The sequence below is a fragment of the Pseudoalteromonas sp. ECSMB14103 genome (assembly GCF_000813065.1).
In the GTDB taxonomy this organism is placed as follows: Bacteria; Pseudomonadota; Gammaproteobacteria; order Enterobacterales; family Alteromonadaceae; genus Pseudoalteromonas; species Pseudoalteromonas marina.
Window position 1 is genome coordinate 339,712 of record NZ_JWGY01000002.1, and the last position, 18,885, is coordinate 358,596.

At 38.1% G+C, this 18,885-nt stretch carries 20 protein-coding genes and 1 pseudogene; 7 read left to right on the forward strand and 14 right to left on the reverse strand.

The features are described from left to right. Positions 1–2: 2 nt before the first annotated feature. The 4 genes from RF53_RS06630 to RF53_RS06645 all read right to left on the reverse strand — a co-directional run bounded on the left by RF53_RS06630 (position 3) and on the right by RF53_RS06645 (position 5,730). Positions 3–2,114 (reverse strand): TonB-dependent siderophore receptor, encoded by a 2,112-nt coding sequence (locus RF53_RS06630; RefSeq protein WP_039037034.1) that lies wholly within the window; start codon positions 2,112–2,114, stop codon positions 3–5. Positions 2,115–2,198: 84 nt separating this feature from the next. Then, positions 2,199–3,470, reverse strand: coding sequence for a DUF3526 domain-containing protein (locus tag RF53_RS06635; protein WP_039037035.1), 1,272 nt, complete (start codon positions 3,468–3,470; stop codon positions 2,199–2,201). Next, entirely contained in the window at positions 3,467–4,915 is a 1,449-nt protein-coding gene (locus RF53_RS06640; protein ID WP_039037036.1) for an ABC transporter permease, read from the reverse strand. Before RF53_RS06640 ends, RF53_RS06635 begins: the two co-directional genes overlap by 4 nt. Continuing rightward, complete coding sequence (locus RF53_RS06645) at positions 4,915–5,730, reverse strand: ABC transporter ATP-binding protein (RefSeq protein WP_200888043.1); 816 nt, start codon at positions 5,728–5,730, stop codon at positions 4,915–4,917. Before RF53_RS06645 ends, RF53_RS06640 begins: the two co-directional genes overlap by 1 nt. 234 nt (positions 5,731–5,964) lie before the next feature. On the opposite strand from RF53_RS06645, the gene RF53_RS06650 reads away from it, so the two are divergent. The 6 genes from RF53_RS06650 to bktB all read left to right on the forward strand — a co-directional run bounded on the left by RF53_RS06650 (position 5,965) and on the right by bktB (position 12,454). Then, positions 5,965–7,227: a hypothetical protein gene (locus RF53_RS06650; protein WP_235420602.1), complete on the forward strand. Its 1,263-nt coding sequence runs from the start codon at positions 5,965–5,967 to the stop codon at positions 7,225–7,227. Positions 7,228–7,292: 65 nt separating this feature from the next. Beyond that, positions 7,293–7,670 (forward strand): hypothetical protein, encoded by a 378-nt coding sequence (locus RF53_RS06655; protein WP_235420604.1) that lies wholly within the window; start codon positions 7,293–7,295, stop codon positions 7,668–7,670. Continuing rightward, positions 7,663–9,294 carry a sensor domain-containing diguanylate cyclase gene (locus RF53_RS06660; protein ID WP_039037039.1) on the forward strand — a complete coding sequence of 544 codons (1,632 nt, stop codon included), beginning with the start codon at positions 7,663–7,665 and terminating at the stop codon, positions 9,292–9,294. Before RF53_RS06655 ends, RF53_RS06660 begins: the two co-directional genes overlap by 8 nt. 75 nt (positions 9,295–9,369) lie before the next feature. Next, entirely contained in the window at positions 9,370–10,074 is a 705-nt protein-coding gene (locus RF53_RS06665; protein WP_039037040.1) for a metal-dependent hydrolase, read from the forward strand. Positions 10,075–10,270: 196 nt separating this feature from the next. Further along, entirely contained in the window at positions 10,271–10,873 is a 603-nt protein-coding gene (locus RF53_RS06670) for a hypothetical protein (protein ID WP_039037041.1), read from the forward strand. A gap of 390 nt (positions 10,874–11,263) precedes the next feature. Continuing rightward, positions 11,264–12,454 (forward strand): beta-ketothiolase BktB, encoded by a 1,191-nt coding sequence (gene bktB, locus RF53_RS06675; RefSeq protein WP_039037042.1) that lies wholly within the window; start codon positions 11,264–11,266, stop codon positions 12,452–12,454. Between the two features lie 221 nt (positions 12,455–12,675). Here the strand turns inward: bktB and RF53_RS06680 are convergent, their stop codons facing one another. From RF53_RS06680 to RF53_RS19510, 9 genes and pseudogenes are all read right to left on the reverse strand, one after another. Next, entirely contained in the window at positions 12,676–12,984 is a 309-nt protein-coding gene (locus RF53_RS06680; RefSeq protein ID WP_039037043.1) for a DUF6419 family natural product biosynthesis protein, read from the reverse strand. 108 nt (positions 12,985–13,092) lie between these two features. Further along, positions 13,093–13,326 (reverse strand): hypothetical protein, encoded by a 234-nt coding sequence (locus RF53_RS06685; protein ID WP_039037044.1) that lies wholly within the window; start codon positions 13,324–13,326, stop codon positions 13,093–13,095. 198 nt (positions 13,327–13,524) lie between these two features. After that, complete coding sequence (locus tag RF53_RS06690; protein ID WP_039037045.1) at positions 13,525–14,073, reverse strand: GNAT family N-acetyltransferase; 549 nt, start codon at positions 14,071–14,073, stop codon at positions 13,525–13,527. A gap of 18 nt (positions 14,074–14,091) precedes the next feature. Beyond that, positions 14,092–14,424 carry a hypothetical protein gene (locus RF53_RS06695; protein WP_052242868.1) on the reverse strand — a complete coding sequence of 111 codons (333 nt, stop codon included), beginning with the start codon at positions 14,422–14,424 and terminating at the stop codon, positions 14,092–14,094. A 173-nt stretch (positions 14,425–14,597) separates the two neighbouring features. Further along, entirely contained in the window at positions 14,598–14,909 is a 312-nt protein-coding gene (locus RF53_RS06700; protein ID WP_039037047.1) for a hypothetical protein, read from the reverse strand. Between the two features lie 234 nt (positions 14,910–15,143). Beyond that, positions 15,144–15,542: a hypothetical protein gene (locus RF53_RS06705; protein WP_039037048.1), complete on the reverse strand. Its 399-nt coding sequence runs from the start codon at positions 15,540–15,542 to the stop codon at positions 15,144–15,146. 43 nt (positions 15,543–15,585) lie between these two features. After that, a complete protein-coding gene (locus tag RF53_RS06710) occupies positions 15,586–16,023 on the reverse strand; it encodes a hypothetical protein (RefSeq protein WP_039037049.1) in 438 nt (145 codons plus the stop codon). A gap of 430 nt (positions 16,024–16,453) precedes the next feature. Then, positions 16,454–16,876 (reverse strand): annotated as a pseudogene (locus RF53_RS19715) (transposase); the annotation flags it as partial. Positions 16,877–17,083: 207 nt separating this feature from the next. Then, positions 17,084–17,518, reverse strand: a complete 435-nt coding sequence (locus tag RF53_RS19510; protein WP_200888044.1) for a hypothetical protein — start codon at positions 17,516–17,518, stop codon at positions 17,084–17,086. A 435-nt stretch (positions 17,519–17,953) separates the two neighbouring features. Between RF53_RS19510 and gloA the strand changes: the two genes are divergently transcribed. Further along, the gene (gene gloA / locus RF53_RS06720) at positions 17,954–18,481 is read left to right on the forward strand and encodes a lactoylglutathione lyase (protein WP_008131158.1); all 528 of its coding nucleotides are present in this window, start codon (positions 17,954–17,956) and stop codon (positions 18,479–18,481) included. A gap of 62 nt (positions 18,482–18,543) precedes the next feature. Here gloA and RF53_RS06725 read toward each other — a convergent pair whose 3' ends face one another. Further along, on the reverse strand, positions 18,544–18,876 hold the full coding sequence (locus RF53_RS06725) for a hypothetical protein (protein WP_039037050.1): 333 nt from the start codon (positions 18,874–18,876) through the stop codon (positions 18,544–18,546). Between the last annotated feature and the right edge of the window lie 9 nt (positions 18,877–18,885).

Sequence of the window (18,885 nt, forward strand, 5' to 3'; positions counted from 1 at the left end):
GTTTAAAACTTATAGGATGCAGAAAACTTAACGTTTCTTGGTGTACCAGGTTGTACCCATGCATCGGCAAACGAGTTTGTGTAATACGTTTCATCAAACAGGTTATTTATCTCAGCCGTAATACCAATGGCGTCTGTTACATCGTAATTTACAAAAACACGGGCTGTTGTGTAGCTTGGTAATTCAAAGTCGGTACCAAAAAAGCCGTTACGCTTGCCCACATGTAATAAACCACCACCAAACTTAATGGCTTTACCGTAAAGAACAGCAGATTGCACTAACTGTAAACTAAGCTGTTGCTCAGGCACGTTTAATAGTGATGAGCCCGCTTCTACTGTGTAACCAAAGTTAGCATCAAAAAATGAGTTTTCGATTGTTGCATCAACATAGGCATACGACGCCCAAACTTCAAGCGTATCGGTAAGCTCACCCGTTAGGTCTATTTCTATGCCTTTACTTTGCGCTTCGCCAATGGCTGCATAGGTAAACGCTGTTGCATCGTCTACTACTAGCATGTTGTCTTGCTGTACTTTAAACACGGCAACAGTACCAAATAATGCGCCATCGTTTAATGTAAATTTAACTCCCACCTCTGTAGATGTAGATTGGTTTGGCTCAAAACCATCGCCATTAGCATCGGCCCCCGAAAGCGGACGGAAGTTCTCACCGTAAGCACCATAAACAGATACATAATCGCTTGCTTCATAAACCACACCAAACTGCGGGCTCACGCGTGACTGCGTTTGTTTAGTGTTAGTGTTAGCTAGGCGGTTATTTAAGCGCTGCTCGTAATCATCAAAACGTGCACCAATACGTATATCTAACTTATCGGTTAGGCTTATTTGGTCTTGAATGAATACCCCTACCGATTCTTGAATTTCTACGCGGTCAGTATTTGATGTGGGTGTTGGTAATGTGTACGCGCCGTATACAGGGTTAAATACATTAATGTATTGATCGCCACGTACACGCAGTGCAAATTGATCATTTTCAAATTTATCGGCATCTATTCCGATTATTAAACGATTTTCAAAGCCTGCTACGTTAACGTTACCGCTCACTTCAGCTCTCAGTACTTGATAAGTAGAATCGTAATCCCGATAGCGTCTAAAGCGGTTTACTTCGCCATTTACTACACCACCAAAACCTGTTTCGGTTGCAAAGCCTTCCATAGAGGTATCACGGTAGTTTGCACCAAATAAAATGCTCCAGTTATCATCAAAGTCATGAATATACTCTAACTGGTGCCCTAGTACATCGGCTTCAATTGGGCCATCGCCCGGCTCACCTAAAAAGCGACTTTCAGGTATAAGGCCAAGTTCGCCATCTATGGCTAATACACCTCTATCAAACGGTACTTCTTGGTCGCTATATTCAAGCTCGTATATTAGTTGGCTGTTATTATTAATATTCCACACTATTGACGGGCTAAAGCCTTGCTTAGTGGTTTCGATGGTATCTCTAAAGCTTTCGGCGTCTTCGTAAAAACCAACCAATCTAATGGCTACGTCGTCGTTAAGCGCTGTGGTGTAATCAACATCGGCGCGGTAAGTATCAAAACTACCTACAGAGAGCTTAATTTCGCCTGCGGTGTCAAACGTTGGGCGTTTAGTAACTAGGTTTACTGTGCCGCCTGGTTCACCACGGCCAAATGAAGCAGCGCGCGGGCCTTTTAAAACCTCTACCGACTCAATACCCGACAAATCACGCGAGCCTCCAAAGCCACGTCCTGCATTAAAGCCATTTACTAAGTAGTTACTTGGCAGGTTTTCGTCACCTACAAAGCCACGTAACGAAAAACTATTCCACAGCCCACCAAAGTTGTTTTGTCGCGAAACAGAGGCTGATAAATCAAGCGCTTGATCAAGGCTTACTGCGCCTGCGTTTTCAAGGGCTTCTAAATCAATTTTAAGCTCTGACTGAGGTGTTTCTAAAGGGCTAAAGTTACCTTGATAAGCCTGGCGAGATGCAACAACGGTTACTTTTTCAATTGCGTCATCCTTTACGCTTTTACTTTGCTGGTTTTGCTCAGCGGCCATAACGTGGCTGCTAAATAAGCTTACTAAGCAAGTACTTAAATAGGTGAGCTTCAGCCCTTTTGTATTGGTTTTCATTGTGAACCTTGTGAGAAATGTAAGTATTTTATAGTTATGTAGTAATTTTAATCGCGCTAAACAGGTACGTTTAGCGCTGTATTTTTAGTTGCCGCTTTGCGTGGTGTTTTCAAAGCGTGGCATGTTTTCAAGTGCTGCTTTAGTTGGGTCGCCTTTGTAAAATAACCACGGGTAATAAAACTCGCGTAATTGTTGATGATAATCTCTAATTTGCTGCTCATAAGCATACGCGGCAATTGAATCGGTATTGGCTGCGCGGGTTAAGCTGCGCTGCAATAACAGCGGTGGCGAAATCCAAGATACAAAACCGGCTAACTCGTATTTTTTAACGGCTGCGTCGCGATAGGCCTCTGAAAGCTCTGCCGCTTTTAAATCGCCCATTTGTTGAAATGCGTAATACCATTTCCATTCAAATTCGCTGTTCATATCTATATATGGTGCAAGCGCTGGATACTCTTTAATAAAAGGCTGCATAGTGGCAGATTTTGGTAAATCCCACGCATCGTTTACAGCCTCGCGTTGAGTAAGCATAATGTCGCCCCCTTTAGGCGAATGCACTGACTTGTTTATAGCAAGGTCGCCTAAAATAGGAATAATAAAAGCAAACAACACCCACAAACCAATTAAGCTAGAGGCAACACGCGGCGCACTGGTTGCATTTTTACCCCACCACACACTAAGCGCAGTCCAAAATGCAAGGTAGGCAATACACAACAGCGATACATACGCCACTTCAAACCCGCTTGCCCCAGCTATAAATGCACCCACAAAAAATGGCAGCATTAAACACACTATTACTGCTACAAATCTTACGGTTATACGAGCGCCCCACAAAGCAAAGTAAGACTTAGCTGTAGTGACTAATAAATCGTGCCTACCGCTGGTACGCTCGCTTGCAAATAAATCATGAAACAACAAAATAATAACCAGTGGCGCTAGCGCACTAATTACAAACACAAAATCTATTTTACCGGCTTGAGCCAGCTCAGCATTTTGTGCATCGCTTTCGTAAATTTGCCCCTCAAGCGCTAATAAATTAATGCGGTGTTTCCACGGGAATATATCGCGCTCGCCTAAAGCAGCAAATGCCAGGTTAGATGGCTGCGAGTACGTTAAATGAAAGCTGTAATAAGCCAACATGCCTGCATCGCTTTGCTTTTTCTGTACTTTGGCGCGGTCGCTTTGATCTGCTGCTTTTAAGCGCTCTATTGTTTGCTGCTGTGCGCTTACTTCGCTTAACCCGCTGTAAATAGCAAAACCCGATAAAACAAGGCTACACAGTAGTAATACCACTACGTATTTTTGGCGCAGTAAAAAGCCCCATTCACGCATAAGTTGTGTAATTAAATAGCTCATAACAAACGTTTTCCTACCAATTTAATACCGCCCACAAGTACTACAATCCACAGTAATAACTGTAAAAACGCAGGTACACTTCTTTGTGCTCGAACATATGCACTGTCTACATTAAAATTAAAGTCTTGTAGTATTTGCCAGTTTTGGGCACTTACACGTGCTTTTTTAGTGGCTGCGGCATCGGCGTTACGGTTCATGTCGTCTTGGTAATCAAGCTCTTCAATATGAACTTTGTTAAGCCCTTGCACAAAATCAAAACGCAGCTGTTCGGTTTCACGTAAAAAACGATGATGGGTTTCTATGCTGGTCCCCACTACAATCATAGAGAGCGAGCGAATAGCCACCATAGGGGATACCCAACCAAAATAACGCGATACCTGCGTTTGCTTAAGTTCACTTTGCATACGTTGCTCAGCAAATTGGTTTAGTACGTTGGCTTGTTTAGCCTCTGATTCACTGGCTACTAAACCTCTAAAGTTTACCGGCAGCTCATCAATACTATTTACGTTGTACTTTTTAAGGAGTGATTGTTTAAATTGCTTAAATGCAGGGTCGTTCGTGTTATGGCCATCGCCTAGTTTTCTAAGCTCGGCTTTAACTGCAAAATCGGTTTCAATTTTACCGGCAGATGGCACAGCCGTTGAGGCAGTAGTACTTGCTAAGCGCGGCATAACAATACACAGTAAAATCCATACAAACGCAAGCGCCGTAAAACTACCACTGTTTTTACTAAAAACACTCGATGCGAGTAAAATGAGTAATACCCACACAGTTAAATATAAAGCGTAACCTACAACAAAACTGGCAACTGCTAATAAGCTTTCACCCGCAGATACCGTAAACAAAGCCGATACCGCTAATGGCGCAATAACTAAGCCCACAACCGAAAGCAGTGCTAAACCTTTACCGGCAATAAGCGTAATACCCGACGTGCCTTGCGCTAATAAGTACGACAGCGTTTGCGATTCACGCTCACGACTAATAGAGCTGTAGCCAATTAATATAAGCAGTAACGGCGCTAGTGTTTGCACTATAAAAGCTGGCGTTAAGCTACCTAATTTAGTAAGCGCTGTACCTTGGCGTTGATCGGCAAACATTGCACTATTTTGCCTATGCCCTTCTAAAAATATTGAGTTACCTGTGTATGCGTCAATACCTGGGTCGAGGGTGCTCAGTGGTGAAGGCGTTCTAAAGGCATAGTGCCCATAGTGCACCATTCTGTGTGGGTGACGATCGGGCTGTTCAACAAAGCTTTGCTCGGCATTTGATTGAAGTTCATGGCGATCATGGCTAAGTTCAAGCATAGTCATTGCGGTCACCACAACCGATGAAAGCGTAAGCAGTAAGCCAATGGCTAAAACGGTCATTGCTAGTTTTGAGCGAAGCCAATAGCGCCATTCATCTTTGGCAACTATAACCACCTTTGAAAAGTTATTTATACTCATTACGCGCCTCTTTGCGCAAAGGCTGCGTGCACTTGTTCGGTATCAATGCGGCCGTTTTCTGGCGCGTCAAATTCGCCCACCAGCTCGCCCGCTCTTAGTAACCCAATACGGTTAGCTACTTGGCAGGCGCCATATACATCATGAGTCACCATAAAAATAGTGGCACCCGCTAATGCAAGCTCGCGCACTAACTGGTTAAACTCATCTATGGCAACAGGGTCAAGGCCCGATGTAGGTTCATCAAGTAAAAATATCGGGGCTTCACGTAAAATAGCCAGTGCAATCGCGGTTTTTTGCCTCATACCTTTAGAATACGTTTGCATAGGACGCTCCCATGCAGCTTGTTGCAGCGCTACACGGTTAAACGCGGCATTAATTTGCTCATCTGTTTTATTAATATCAGCAAGTGATAAAAAATATTCTACGTTTTCGCGGGCGGTTAAATGCGGGTATAACGTTGCAGACTCAGGTAAGTACGCCGTTTTGCCGCGAACAAAATCAAGTGCTTTGCTCACCTCTTTACCCGCTACTTTTACCGACCCTTGCGTTGGTTTATTAAAACCTAGTAACGTTTTTAAGGTGGTTGATTTACCCGCACCGTTACCGCCAAGTAGTGCATAAATTTCGCCTGAGCCCACAGTAAAATTTAAGTTTTTTAAAATGGCGTTATTTTTAATACTAAAACTTAGCGAGTCCACTTCAATAATGGCTTCACCTTTATTTTTATGAGTACTATTTAATAAAGAATTGCTGGTATTTTCAGCTCGTTGAGGTTCTATTTGTGATGTTTGATTAATTACAGTAGGTGTTGTCACATTCACACTCTATTAAAGAAAAATTCAATGCTTAGGATGTTATACTATAACAACTCTTAATTGCAACAATATAACATTGTATTTTTAATCAATATTTCAAGCAGCTGAGCGTGTAAAATAATATGGCACTAAAAGCGTGATCACAGTCCGTCAACCCTAGCATTCTGGCGAGTTGGTAATTTAAGATATTGTGCTATCTTTTTATTATGTTTAATTAAATAAATACCGGATAACATGCGGATCATAGGCTTCATTATCATCGTATTAATGGCAATATCTGCAACTGATAAAAGCTATGCAAATGACATTGATGTTCAATTTAGCGGATTTGCATCTTTTGCCCTTAGTTACACTGACGACTCAGATATTGGCTTTGCATCTAATTATTCAAATGTAAACAAGTCTGGTTTTTCAGCTACGCGTGATTCAATTTTAGGTGGCCAGGCAAATATATCTTTGTCAAATAACTGGGATTCTGTAGTTCAAATAGTGATAAAAGATCATGCATTCAAAAGCTTTGATAATTTTTTAGAACTTGCATTTGTACGTTACCGACCATCACGTAACTGGGCCATCCGCGCAGGTAGGTTAAACAGCGACCTTTACTTACTCTCTGAGTACCCTTACGTTGGATACGCTTACTTGTGGGTGCGCCCGCCTCATTCGTATTACTCGTTTGCAAACATTGCAGGTAATTTTGATGGAATAGACGTTGAATACAGTAAAGCCATTAACGATGGCTTCTTACGCTTAAAACTCGCTTATGGTGGCTCTACAGCAAAAATACAGGCCTATAATGACGATTTTTTTATTGATTTTGATAACTTAACAACCCTTAGTGCAACATACTCTTTAGATGCATGGACAATGCGTTTTTCATTATCAAGGTCCGGTTTTGGCGATTACAAACTAACCGCATTGGATGAGTTTATATCTTCACTAGACTCTGTGCCGCAAAGTATATGGCCACAAGCACAAACAATATCGAACAAATTTAATACCGAAGGAAATAGTATAAAGTACGCTGCATTTGGGCTTACTTACGATTATGATAATTGGCTTATTCAATCTGAAATGGGTATTTCAGAGTCCGATTGGATAATTGCACCATCAGTACTCAACAGTTACATTAGCGCAGGTTACCGAGTAAACAATGCAATATTTTACACTAGCTTTTCTGCAGCAAAAAACCGCCACAATGTAATTAAAGTAATTAACCCTGTTTTTTCACCAGGTACACCCGAACAAATATCAAAACCAATACAACAACTGGCTTTAGCTGCTCAAGCTTCAATTAAGATTCCCTATGTACATCAGCATTCGATAAACATAGGTGTAAAATGGCAACTGTCAGAACGGTTAGCTATAAAAGCTCAACTAGATCGCTTTGATATAAAACCAGTTGGTGCGGGATTATGGAGCTTAAGTAATCCTGCAGATGTCGATAAAGGTCACAAAGTACATGTACTCAGCTTAAATGCTAGCATGGTTTTTTAGTTATGATAATCGCTCGTAACCTTTGCTTTAATTTAATACTTTCCATGTTTCTGCTAGTTGTTAGCATGTATGCCGAGTCTACTGAATTTGTTGTAGTGGTAAACAAAAATAATACTATTAATGCCTTATCGAAACGGGAAGTAATAGATATTTATATGGGCCGATATTCAACTTTCCCTGATGGTGAAATATCAAAGCCACTCGATCTGCCCGCGAAATCAGCATTCAAAAACGATTTTTACTTAAAATTGGTTAATAAAGATGAGCAGCAAATAAATGCGTATTGGGCCAGGTTATTATTTTCGGGCAGAGGAAAGCCCCCCACACCATCAGCCTCTTTGGAAGATGCATTAAAAACAATTGCATCATCGCAATATGCAATTGGCTATATCCCCTTGTCGCACGTTACAGATACAGTAAAAGTGGTATACACGTTTGATTAAAATTATTAGCCAAAAACTCTACTTACGAGTCGCTTTATCTATTGCCTTAGTTGCTATTGTTGTATCAATAGTGTCGTCAATGCTGTCGTATTACTCAGACCTTAAAGAAAAGAAAAACACCAACTATCTACTTGTCCAGCAGTTAGCCCATACCGTTGAAAAAGCAGCGACTATAGCTGCTTATTTAAACGATCAGGAATTAAGCCAAGAAATAATTAACGGCTTGCTAAGTAACGATATTGTGCAAGGCGCAAGCATAGAGGGTAAATCAAACACAAAAGGAGAAATGGAGTTATTTATTGCAAATGGAACTATTAATAAACAAAAAGAAGCAGTATTAGTTAAGCTTGTTCACCCTTTTCTAGATGACACTTTTATAGGCGTTTTATCAATATACCCCGACGATAAATTTATACAGCAACAAGCACAAGCCGCACTAAAAAAAGAATTCATATTAATGCTAATACAATCTATCGTCATTGCTTTTTTTGTGTCGCTTGTTGTACAAAGGTGGCTTACGAAACCTATTCAAAACCTTACTGATAGCTTTGCTAAAATTAATCCAACTAAACCTGAAACCCTTAAAATGTTAAGCTTTAAACAGGGTAAACGAGATGAAATAAGCCGATTAACACAAAATATAAATGCTTTAATGCACGAGCTGCATTTAACTATTAGCAATGAACAAACCCTACGAAAAAAAACACAAGAACTGGAAGCAAAATTTAGACTTATATTTGAACAAGCCAGTGCTGGCATTTGTTTACTGGATGATAAAAATACTATCACTACCTTTAACCCTGCGTTTAAACATTACTTTACCCTACCCGGTGAAGAAAAGTTATCAACCTTGCACTTCCCTGAATTATTAAATAACGTTGAAAAATTACAAAGTCTACTGTTAGATATTCGCAGTGATATAAATCCACCTCAAACAACATTAGATGTTGAGTGTAAAGTAGGCTACAAAACGGTTTGGTTCCATTGCTTATTTGTAAGGTTAACAGACCAAAGACAAAACAACCGAAGTCCCCAGCAAGAACAATTAGTAGAAGTGATTTTACATGACGTGACCGAACGAGCAGAGCGTGAATTTCAAACCCAATTTGAAGCCGATCACGATCCACTCACTGACCTATTTAATCGCCGTGCCGGCGAAAAGCGCCTAAAAAAAGCACTGCGCGAATGCGCTAAACACGGCCAACATCTTGTGCTTATGATGATTGATTTAGACAAATTTAAACCCATTAATGATACCTATGGTCACGAAGCCGGTGATAAAGTATTAATAGAGATAGCAAACCGCTTTAAAAAGCGATTTAATAACAATACTGACATATGTATCCGCCTAGGCGGTGACGAATTCATTATTGCGCAGCAAATTAATACTTACGATAAAACCGCAACACAGAACCAAGCCATAGCTCTGATTGATGAGCTACAGCAGGACATTAGTATATCCCAAACTAAAAAATGCACAGTAGGAGCAAGCATAGGTATTGCAGTGGCCCCTAACGATGGCAATGAACTACACGAATTAATGCACAACGGTGATAAAACCCTTTATCACGTAAAAGAAACAGGCCGCGGAAATGTTGCATTTTATGACGAGTTAAAAGAATAAGATGCTCTTAAGTATATTGAACAATTAAGTTTTCAATTGCTAAAATGCAAACCTATTTTCCTATCAAGATATACAATGGCAAACTTCAATACTCATCTAAATACTGCTGTTATCATCACCGGCTTAAGCTCAGCCACATTATTATCTGCAGATCACATTGATTTAAACGGCGCACTTTGGTTGTGGTTTTTAGGCTCCATTGGCGGCTTATTACCCGACATAGACTCTGATAACTCCACATCACTCGATACTATTTTTAACTTATTTGCGCTAAGTACAGTATTAATAGTAATGCATTACATTACCACGGAGCTAACTATTCAAATTAGTTTTGTCGAGTTAATTGTAGTGCCTTTGTTAGTGTATGGATTTATGAAATATATTGTCAGGCCCATTTTTGAATGGATCACAGTACATAGAGGTAGTTGCCACTCTTTATTATTTATACTGTTTTGCGCGTTGTTAACAACACAAGTAACATGGCAATTGAATGACCAATCAACCCTTTATTCGGCAACTTTTGCCTGGTTAACAGGTGGGTTTATTTTACTCGGCGGCTTCATCCATTTATTGCTCGATGAAATTTACAGCGTAGATTTAAGTAATGTGGAAATAAAACGGTCATTTGGATCGGCTCTAAAAGTAGCTGAATTTGATAATAAATTAATTACATTGGCTTCGATTATAGCTATTACATGTTTAATCTATGTGGCCCCACCTACAGCGCAAACTATATCGGCCTTGAGTGACTGGTCTCATTTTAGGCTTTTATCTAGTTAGTTTAGTATTAAGGCAGTTTGCAATGTTATTAACTTTAACTAGTTATAACATTGCTAAATTAGTTGCCACTATTTGATACAAAATATTTTTATAATTTTAAACGAAATAATTAAATAGTTTCACCTGTCTTATACCTGCAAGTTCGAAAGCTTTTGCATCATTTAAAGCGTCAAATATAAATTATAAGAGGTCCTTAATGGAATTTACGAATAAACGCACCACCCTAATTGCAGCATCTTTATTGTTGGCGTTAGCGATAACACAGGCTATTTTTACAGCGCTTTACAGTGGCGGAATTAGCTTTTCAAGGCAGTACGCATGGGGTCTAGAAGCGGTGCTGTTCACAGTACTTGTTGCATTTGCAGGTGCAGCTATGCTGCAAGCAAAAAATTCTCAACTAGGCTGGTCGGCAATCACATTTAGCGCTGTTCTTAACATAATACAAGTAAGTATTGGCCTAACTTTATTTTCAACATTTGGAAAAGTAGCGGGCGCAGTAGAAGGCGCACAACCATTAATTGGTGGTGTAGTGTCTTTATCATTCATGATTTACTATGCAGCTAAATTATTATTAGGCTTAGCAGCCCTTGTATTTGGCCTATCTTTTATTGCTAAAGGTGGCAAAGCCATTGGTAGCCTTACAGCCCTTGCAGGCGGTGTTGCAATGCTTGCCAATGCTTTATTAATTATTTTTGGCCGTGATGAATTCCTTCCATCAGGCGTTGCTGGCGCTTCAGGTATGATTGCAACATTACTTTTATCAATATGCTTAATAAGCCTTTACCGCAAAGCAGACTAAGGCCTAATACCTTACAAGCAAGGTATATATTTTATAGGTTATAAACATCGGCTAATATTTTATATAGGCCGATGTTTTACCTTTAACCCACTCGCCCAACGTATTCCAAATTGTTTATCTCTAAACCTATTTATCCAATTGACTAAAAAACAAAATATACCAGCCCTCATGTTTATTTAAATCGCCTGTAAAAGAGACCTTGAATCTATTAAATAAAAATTGCACGTAAACAAAGCTATATTTCTGTAGGCTTTAAATTGGTAGCACTATTTATTATTTATAACTTTGCTTTTTTACCCACCTCATTAGTATGCTAAAGTGCCAATACAAGCTAAATTTAATTATTTAGCATACCCTACTTCGCTAATAGATTAATAATAAAGAGAAAAAATGACAAAATCTAATACCGGTGTTGTTGTATTAAGTGCCGTAAGAACAGCAATTGGCAGTTTTGGCGGAACCCTTAAAAACTTTACCCCTGCAGAGCTTGGTACACTTTGCGCAAAAGAAGCCATTAAAAGAGCACATATTCCCTTAAACCAAATAGGTTCATCCGTAATTGGTAAGGTAATACATAATGGTCCAAAAGATGCCTACCTATCTCGTGTTATCGGTTTAAATGCCGGGCTACCTATCAGCAGCCATGCAGTTACACTTAATCGCTTATGTGGCTCGGGTCTAGAGGCAATAATACAAGCAGCACAACAAATTCAATTGGGTGATGTGGACGCAGCCCTTGCTGGTGGTTCAGAAAGTATGAGCACATCAGCTTATACACTTCAAAGTAACCGCTGGGGACAAAAAATGGGCAACAGCGTAATGTTAGACGAGCTCACAACAACATTACAAGATCCGTGGGATAACAATCCTATGGGGATCACCGCAGAAAATGTCGCAGAAAAATATAAAATCAGCCGCGAAGAACAAGATAATTACGCAGCGCAAAGTCACGATAAAGCAGCTAAAGCAATTGAAAAAGGTCTTTTTAAGTCTCAAATAGTGCCAATCGAAATTAAATCGCGTAAAGGGAGCCAAATATTTGATACAGATGAACATGTTCGTGCAGACACATCAACTGACAAACTTGCCACACTTAAGCCCTACTTTAAAGAAAATGGCACAGTAACAGCTGCTTCATCTTCAGGTATAAACGATGGCGCAGCTATGCTTGTACTTATGTCTGAACAAAAAGCCCACGAACAAGGGCTTCAACCTATTGGACGACTTATTGGCTATTCTCGTGCTGGTGTTGAACCCTCATTAATGGGAACTGGACCTATTCTCGCTGTACAGCAAGTATTTGAAAAAACGGGCTTAACAATCGACGACATTGATATAATTGAGTCTAATGAGGCCTTTGCAGCGCAAGCCTTATGCGTAGCAAACGAATTAAACTTTCCTGCACATAAGGTGAACCCGAATGGCGGCGCCATAGCACTAGGTCACCCGGTTGGTGCAACAGGCGCTATTTTATCAACAAAATGCTTATACGAACTAAAACGCATTGACGGTAAATATGGGCTAGTTACTATGTGCATTGGCGGTGGGCAAGGCATAGCAGCCATTTTTGAAGCGCTTTAAATTTTTGAAGCGCTTTAGTTAGTTTAATAAAAAGCTGTATTCACATAGAGCAAAAAAACACTTTGCTTTTAGAGGAAGTAAAAACGTGTAAGGCTATGTGTTTGCGTGAACTTCCTCTTGAGTCTTTGTTTGTGAAAATTTATTATTTAAAAACTCTTCAAACAGAAAAATAAGAGCTACCTCATTTTATAGTTTAACTATTATCGTTGGCAAAACTCGGTTTATAAACCGTGTTTACAAGTTAACTTTCTTACCCCCAAAAAAGCACCACCAAATGATATTAAAAATAATATCGGTAAAAACAGTAATGTATTGTTGTTACCAATGTTTATAGCTGGGCTGCCAATAACTGCCAGCGTATTAATTAGTAGCAATATTAAACTTGATTGAAGGTAGCCTTTGTAGCCTATAGCCCCTGCAAACAACAACATAATAAATGAACCTAAAATCGCAGGCGTAAATGGTGCAACGGCGAGTAACATGCAAACGAATGAAAATGTAATAGCACATCCAATTATTATTTTAAACATAATAACCTCAATGATAAGTGGCGTTTAATCCAAGTAATTAAAAGAGGATTAAACCAAATTAACTTTGCCGGGTCTGCTTAACATCCGCAATTACTAATGTTAACGAACTCATTTTGTATAAAAGCGTATTTTGGCTTCTTTTATTGTGGTTAAAAATATAGAAAATGCACAAATTCCACCAGCCATAAACACAATTTGAAAGCTAAATAACGAAGAAAAGCTATATTGAGGCGAATACGAATACTCCCCTAATAACTGTGCAAAAGTCGCTACACCTAAAATTATTAATAATGGGCACACAACTAGCGTAAACCAAAACCAAATACGTTTAATGTCTTTCATAAAAATTTCCTTTGTATTCCTTTAAATTTAACTTAAAAATAAATTAGCTTGTAGGCTGTCTGTATTTTAAAAGGCTACTCGTTTTTGAGCACGAACAAAGTCTCTAACGTATTAATATACAATAAGCAGCAATGACGATAGCTTTAAAAAAATCTTAATATTAGTTCCTTACTGAGCTTTTATTAGGTCCCTAAACATTTATATGTACTCTGTTTTTAATAACCCAAAGCATTTAAGATCGTGAAATTGGTTTTTCCAATAGCCACTTTGACGCCTTATACCCTCTTCTTTAAAACCTACTTTTAATAATACCGCCTCAGACGCAGCATTACCTAAAACAGTATCGGCTTGTACTCGATGTATGCTACACGGTAATTTACCTTCAAAAGCTACTTTTACAATACAATTTACTGCGTCTGTTACATACCCTTTCCCCCAATAATCGGGGTGTAAATCATAACCAATAACAGCACTTTGCATTTTGGCGTTCCATGAGTTAAACCCACAGGTACCAATTAGTTTATTAGATTTTTTTAACCGAATAGCCCAGCGTATTCCTAAATTTTCATTAAAACGATCATTAAATAACGTGATTAAATTGCTCGCTTGGGTTAAATCAGTCATAGCTTCTAAATCGTAATATTTTATAACCGACTGGTTTGAAAAAAGCTCAAACAGGGCCATAGAATCTGCTGCTGTTACTTGGTCAAGCACAATGCGTGGGGTGTTTAATATTGGAAAATCCATTTCATTCCTATTCAATACTTATAATTGTGCGTTTGTTAATACAAACCTAAATTTAAATTCGTAATATGCCAAAATACACACAAACACAGCTTCTAATATAATAAACACAACGCCAAGTAAACTTGCTGTTTGTACATAATATAAAGCAATAAAAATGCATATACATACCCAAACCGCGTTAGCTATTGCTAATACAGTGATTGAGTAAACAGGCTTAGTGACTAAAAAAGCAAGGGTTAAAGCGTAAATCCCATAGATAACATTGGCACTGGCAAATAAAATTACAATATTTACTGGTAGGTTATACAAAACCGAAACCCACTCTAATAAAGCAAATAACAATACACCCACGCTAAAACCAGCGGCGCCATCTACATGTAATATGTTTATAGCTACACCCTCTATTTAGTAATTAACGACGAGTAATCAAGCATAAGCTAAAGCACATACTATTATATCTAGCAGTAAACTTTGTATAATCACTAAGCATTTAACTTATACAGTAAATTTAAGTTTCACATTTATTAAAAAAACAACCTCAATGCAAATCCAAATGCGCATAGTAATACACCTGAATACATAATCCATTGCTGTACTTTGGGAATACCTATAGTTGGTGATTCTTCTGATTTAAAAATATCAGCAATTCGTAAGAAAAATATTTTCGGCATTAACGCGAAACTAAGCAGCATTAAAAATGCCCCAATACTCATTAATAAATCTTGTGCTTTAAATTCGATAATCCAAAAATCGTAAATACCGCTAATTAATAATAAAAAAGCAAAACTAACACACAACGTGAACACTACTTTTTCTCTCGTAGATGAATTACTCATAAAAATCCTTTTTACATAAAACTTTAATCAATAAACTAAATGACTTACGGTAATAAAACCAACTTTAATTTGTAACTATTTATTAGTTAATATTAATATTTGGCTTAAAGCAAATGACTTATTTGCTCTTTTTTGGCTGGCTTACATTTATTGTAAACAGAATGACGTGATTTGCTTTCCTGTAATTGTTTTGAAGAGTGCGTGTCTAAAAGAATATAAAAAGTCGTACTCGTTCTAATTAAGTAAATTTTGAAAATCATTAGCACAATTATAGTTTTTACTATGCTTAGCGAGTTCTAGCATTTCCTCGTTAAAAATACGTGAATAAGCTATGGCGTGTTTTTCCAGCTCAATTTGTGCAGAACAATTACTGCTGTCTGCACCATCCCACAAAACATCCCATCTAGTTTTCAATATAATACATGCTGTCATTTGAATATGCTCAAACCCAGGGCGAGCAGGACCTAAACCATTAGCGACGGCGATAAAAGACACTCCTTTAGTCTCAAAACTTTGTTTTGCATCAATCTCTGCACTTTCAGTAATAAAGTCATTACGTAGGTGTTCAAAAGAGCAATCACCTGCAAAAACAGAAGGGGGAAAAAGAAAAATAAAAAGTATAACTATCTTCATGGGACCTTGGTAATTATCAGCGAAAATGGGCCGCCCTTTCTTGTTAAATTGTTTTATTAGCTAAACCTTTGTTAATTTTATATTGCATATAAATAACATGGAAAATTGATGTCATAAAAGGATTTAACCAAAGATTGTCACCTTTATGGGTGCCTGCTATTAAATTAATACGTTTTCGAACCATGACAATCCAAGTAATATCGAAAGCACTCGATATTACATGAACGCCAATTGTGCTTTTTAAGATACTAAGGTCGTGATAGTTAACTAAACCGTAAATTAAGCTACTTAAAGAAATAACAAACAAAATGATTGCTGTAGTGATAAATAAGCATGATATTTTTAGGTGAGTATGTTGATTTATTCTACTTGTAAAACGATACAGCTTATAAATCAAATACGCTCCTAAAGTTAGGACACATAATACGAGAGTCTTTAGTACAGAGTCTGTTTCAAATACATTCGAAAAACTGTGTTTCATTTATTTCCCTATATCGAGCTCACTAACTCTATAAAGAAGTTTAATTGCACTCGCAACTACACTAAAAATTACTGACTAAAATTTAAAACGTGAGCAGAGCAACCAACGCTTATTTACTTGTCCGAAGCGTAATAATTCCTGTGACTATTTAGTTGTATTTTTGGCAGAAGCCCAAAATGCTACTAACATTGAAATAACAATTGTTATGCCAAAACAGCACCGTTTAATGCAGCACCTAGACTTGCTCCCAAAGCAACTCCTATTGAAATACCAAATAGAACAGGACTTTTAATTTTACCTGATTTATTTCATTTACCCGTAGTTATCCCTTATCTGCTAAAACGAACCTGTAGAGTAACGCGTTTAAAATTTATTTTTATCAATGAAATAACCATAGTCGAGTTCCTATTTTGGTTCAATCAGTTATCGTATTTGATTTTAATTTACATCCATCAATGGCAAACATGTTACTGCCAATCAAACCTTTCTCATTACATATCATCAGCATTTGCGTGAACAGCAATTCAATATGCTCATGCATTTTGTCCACGAATGCGACTGAATATCACCCGACACACTCATAAATAAAATGCTGGTTCACACGCTATATCAATTCGACGAACACTGATCAAACCATCTTTATAACCCATTATAATAATCTTTAGCATCACCGATGACGGATACGCTGCAGCCCCCGTTTTGTCGTTGCAATACCACGCGCACCCTTTAAATCGATTTTATTTTCAGCAATATATCAAAGGGCATATTTAAATGTGCCTGGCAATATTCACTCAGCAAAATTGATTTGAATGAATTTATTTTGACAGGATAAGCCTGGCTTGTAGTTGGCCAAAACGGTTTACCCTGTTGTAAATAATATCTATAAGATCAGAGGGAATAAGATGAATAAAGGTTAAGAATAGAGCAGGGAAAAAAGTGTAGAAACATATCCTAAAAAGAGCAACTTTACAGCCTCAACGCCTAAACAACGGCATGTTGAAGTTGTTGTTTTTTTGGAACAAAAGGTGACCTCTTTTCCATGTCCGGATGCATTGACTCGTTAACTGCCGAACTCCTCAACCCATTCTTGGTACTGTTCAATAAAGTTTTCCCAGTAATCTTTTTCACCAGAGATCTCCTGCAACTTACTCTTGATTGAAGCAAGCTGTTTAGGGTCTGTGATTGTATTTTCATCTGGATCTATTTGCGCGTAATCCTGTTTACTAATGCCATTTAAATAGGAGAGCAATTCAAGGAAAGATAACAGCGATTTAGATACTAGCTCTTCGCCCCACTCACCCATACCATGCATTGCCGTATATACAGGCAGCAATGGATCATTTATATCTACGAAAAAAGGATCTCCTACTTCGGTATCAGTTCCGATGACAATCCAGCTCTTTTGCCAATCGCCTTCATTTGACCCACTTAAATCACTGCCATCTGGGTGCACACTGTAACCCAGTTGGAGGTTATTGATACTAGCTTCATCCACAATGCTAAACCCATTGGAGCCGAAGAATACCTCCTTAAAGTTTTTAGATTTTATTACTTCTATAATTTCTTGCACCAAAATCTCCTAGCTAAGTGAACATCATTTGGGCTTTATAACACCATGTAACGCCGTAAATTAATTTTTTAATAGTTCCACTAAATAACTTTAATGTAAACAGCTAATTACCTAGGCTATAACCCACCCTTTTTTAAATTCGCTAAAACGACTTTTAATAATGTTATTAGACAAAACAACACCACTGTATAAATATACAGGGCCATTTAATATGCCATTTCTTGCTTATAAAACACTTAACTCACTGGCTGTTAATTTAGCTAGGTGGTTTTAATTTTTGCGGCTGTTGATTATGATGATGCAAAGTCTGCTTTTATAAATTCATTTAAATTTTTCATTCATTTCATTAAGGATCACCGCATGTCTCAGTATGACGAATCTCCAGAGCAAATTGCACAGGCCACTGAAGGCTATGTAATGCAGCAAACTATGTTACGTATAAAAGATCCAAAACCGTCGCTGGCATTTTATCAAAATGTATTAGGTATGAAGCTATTAGGTAAGTATGACTTTCCTGAAATGAAGTTTACGCTGTACTTTTTAGGCTACGAGCCAACACAGCCCGAAGGTGATGATAAAACAAAAGCAAAATGGGTATTTGGTCGCCCTGCTCTTATAGAGCTCACTCATAACTGGGGCACAGAAAACGACGACAGTTTTACAGGCTACCACAGCGGTAACGACGAGCCAAAAGGGTTTGGCCATATTGGTATAAGTGTACCCGATGTGTACGCTGCCAGTGAGCGTTTTGCAAAATACGATGTTGAATTTGTAAAAAAGCCAGACGATGGTTCAATGAAAGGCTTAGCATTTATTAAAGACCCTGACGGCTACTGGATAGAAATACTCTCACCAGATGGTATAACCGATATTATTTTTGGTAAATAACCAGAGCCTACATACTAAAAAGCCAGCTATTAAGCTGGCTTTTGTGTTTTTTGAATAAACAATTACTTATAAGTAAAAGTAACTTCATCCATTTTAGCTAAAACACTTGAATCAGACTTAGAAAAAGTAACTTTATCCGTTACTGCGGTAATATTATTAAAGGTTATAACTACTTCACCTTCCATTACTGTATCGCCATTATTAAAGCTTACATTGTTTGATGTAGTCTGAAATTTATTTTTATCGTCAAAAGAAAGGTGTACGTCACCTATATAAGTTTGGGTTTTGCTATCTAAAGAGTAGATTTGTTTGTTTGCTGTAATTACATGCTGATTAGCTAAAACAACACTTGGTAAAGCAATTGCAACAACGGCTAATACTTTAAGTAACTTCATATTTATTTC

What these genes read in the sequence shown, in the direction of transcription:
- RF53_RS06670 (WP_039037041.1), top strand. Translation starts at nt 10,271, where the DNA reads ATGGAATTTACGAATAAACGCACCACCCTAATTGCAGCATCTTTATTG.
- RF53_RS06710 (WP_039037049.1), bottom strand. Translation starts at nt 16,023, where the DNA reads ATGAAACACAGTTTTTCGAATGTATTTGAAACAGACTCTGTACTAAAG.
- bktB (WP_039037042.1), top strand. Translation starts at nt 11,264, where the DNA reads ATGACAAAATCTAATACCGGTGTTGTTGTATTAAGTGCCGTAAGAACA.
- RF53_RS06700 (WP_039037047.1), bottom strand. Translation starts at nt 14,909, where the DNA reads ATGAGTAATTCATCTACGAGAGAAAAAGTAGTGTTCACGTTGTGTGTT.
- RF53_RS06725 (WP_039037050.1), bottom strand. Translation starts at nt 18,876, where the DNA reads ATGAAGTTACTTAAAGTATTAGCCGTTGTTGCAATTGCTTTACCAAGT.
- RF53_RS06640 (WP_039037036.1), bottom strand. Translation starts at nt 4,915, where the DNA reads ATGAGTATAAATAACTTTTCAAAGGTGGTTATAGTTGCCAAAGATGAA.
- RF53_RS06630 (WP_039037034.1), bottom strand. Translation starts at nt 2,114, where the DNA reads ATGAAAACCAATACAAAAGGGCTGAAGCTCACCTATTTAAGTACTTGC.
- RF53_RS06635 (WP_039037035.1), bottom strand. Translation starts at nt 3,470, where the DNA reads ATGAGCTATTTAATTACACAACTTATGCGTGAATGGGGCTTTTTACTG.
- RF53_RS06655 (WP_235420604.1), top strand. Translation starts at nt 7,293, where the DNA reads ATGTATGCCGAGTCTACTGAATTTGTTGTAGTGGTAAACAAAAATAAT.
- gloA (WP_008131158.1), top strand. Translation starts at nt 17,954, where the DNA reads ATGTCTCAGTATGACGAATCTCCAGAGCAAATTGCACAGGCCACTGAA.
- RF53_RS06650 (WP_235420602.1), top strand. Translation starts at nt 5,965, where the DNA reads ATGCGGATCATAGGCTTCATTATCATCGTATTAATGGCAATATCTGCA.
- RF53_RS06680 (WP_039037043.1), bottom strand. Translation starts at nt 12,984, where the DNA reads ATGTTTAAAATAATAATTGGATGTGCTATTACATTTTCATTCGTTTGC.
- RF53_RS06665 (WP_039037040.1), top strand. Translation starts at nt 9,370, where the DNA reads ATGGCAAACTTCAATACTCATCTAAATACTGCTGTTATCATCACCGGC.
- RF53_RS06690 (WP_039037045.1), bottom strand. Translation starts at nt 14,073, where the DNA reads ATGGATTTTCCAATATTAAACACCCCACGCATTGTGCTTGACCAAGTA.
- RF53_RS06685 (WP_039037044.1), bottom strand. Translation starts at nt 13,326, where the DNA reads ATGAAAGACATTAAACGTATTTGGTTTTGGTTTACGCTAGTTGTGTGC.
- RF53_RS06705 (WP_039037048.1), bottom strand. Translation starts at nt 15,542, where the DNA reads ATGAAGATAGTTATACTTTTTATTTTTCTTTTTCCCCCTTCTGTTTTT.